The sequence below is a fragment of the Barnesiella sp. genome, assembly GCF_022723415.1.
Lineage (GTDB): Bacteria > Bacteroidota > Bacteroidia > Bacteroidales > Barnesiellaceae > Barnesiella > Barnesiella intestinihominis.
This window is the reverse complement of the sequence record NZ_JAIJHU010000128.1, coordinates 1-1,907: the sequence shown is the minus strand read 5'-3', so window position 1 is coordinate 1,907 and position 1,907 is coordinate 1. Positions and strand designations below refer to the sequence as shown.

The window sequence follows — 1,907 nt, the reverse complement described above, 5'->3', positions numbered from 1 at the left end:
CAATAAGCCCAAGGTGTATTTGTAGGCTTGTAATACACAAAAACACCCATGTACTTTGCATCACCCTTAACCTCAAAACTTATTGTATAATCAGTATTCAATTTGAAGGCTGTATTGTCTATCTCATAAAAGGTATTATAATCGTCACCCAATGTTGCAGATAACTCATAAGCATCACCAACAAGTTTCTTAGTTCCAACAACTCTTATAACATTACCACCAAGTTCAAAGGTTCTTGAATTATCAATCAAGTTAGCACCGACATAATCATAATCTTTATCTGATAATGTCCAACCGTTGTATTCTGCACCTGCTTCAACCATTGGTCTTGATATATAGGCTACAATCCCGCCTGCATTGATATTGCAAAATTCCCAAAAATTGAATGCAATGTAATCAGATTTTGCATCTTTTGTATTAATCACTGTTGTGAACAATTGCCATTGGTCAGATTTTGGTGAAAAATAATTTGATGCCTCATAAGTTACTTGCCCCAATCTTTTACCATTTGTTTGTTTATCTGTATAGATTGCTTCAAGACAAAAAAAAGCATTTGTATCATTGGTAAAATACCAACATGATATTGTGTATTTTTTACCTTTTTCAATCTTGATGCTTTTACCACCTTGTGAACCATCCCAGTACACACCAAGATAGTGTGGTTTTCCATCTGTATCATCAATGACTTTGATACAGTTTGTACCTTGATATCCACTGTTCATTTCAATTCTTGCATCATTAGAAATGATGAAGTCATTGGTTTGTTTTCTGAAATCACTTCCCACAAGCAGATTGCGCCTTGCTATTGACTTCTCGCTCACAGACAGGGAGATTTCTCTTGCCGTTTGTTCGATTTCAGACTTTGCTTGAGCCAACTCGTCTTTTGTCGCAGTGCTATTCAGTCTATTGGACACCTCTTCAAACTGCGACTTATAGCTTTTGTTGTCGAATGCTACAATGCCAGTAAATGCAGCCACATTCACAGCAAACTTTGCCGTAGCGGTATAGGTTATGCCATCTATGTCAAACTCTACATCAAATGAACCGTTAGTGCAAGATACATTTATCGTATCAGTACCAAGGGTTACTTTCTGAGCCGTGATGGTTGATATGTAGAAGCTGTTTGTGTTGTTCAACCTCGAAGCCAGGCAGTTCACCATGTTCTTTACTCCTTTTATCGTGAAGTTTGTCAGCTCATCGTTGCCTCTCAGTACTCTTAGCGTTGTTGTCTTACCCGTGCCTACATTGATAGCCTTTCCGCTGTCGTCAGTGTCGTACGTGATAGTGTCTGGTGTCAGTGTCCATGTGATACTGTCCTTTCCTGGGTTTCCCTTGTCACCCTTATCACCCTTAAGAGTATGCCCCTCTGGGGTAGGGCGAGAATTCTGAGGCATAGCAGATTGAGAGTACTGTCCCGACTGCCAAGTGTATCCGTCTTTATATATTTTCCACTCTATTGCAATTGTAGCGATAACACGATACTTACCTCCGCCACGAAGATACAATACTGGTCTGCTGTCATTACTTAACTGTCTATAGCTGACGGGTGAAACCGGGCACCAAGCGTAATTGTCTGTATATATGATTGTCTCGCCAGGCGTTTCGCCCCAGCCCGAACGTTGCGTGTCGATATGAAAATCTACAGAAAAGCCTGCCGAATGAGTTGACCATGAGGGTTTTGTTCCGCTGTTAAGACCAACAGAAACCTTAATGCCGACAAAACCGCCAGAAGGCAAAGCCCCGCCCACAACTGGATACCAAACATTCCGGTCATATTCAGCAGCCGACAAGTCTACCCACACATCCTGCTGCCAGTAGTCCTTGCCCTGCGCACCGTCCTTACCATCCTTTATCGCCACAATCGTTATCTGGCCCCTCGCCAATAATACTGCCATACACTTTCATTT

General features: G+C 41.5%; 1 protein-coding gene. It reads right to left on the bottom strand.

All coding sequences use genetic code 11. From position 1 onward, the window contains the following. Positions 1–1,895 (bottom strand): hypothetical protein (locus QVD32_RS13010; RefSeq protein WP_287710361.1); only part of this gene is annotated, 1,895 nt, incomplete at its 3' end. Positions 1,896–1,907 lie beyond the last annotated feature (12 nt).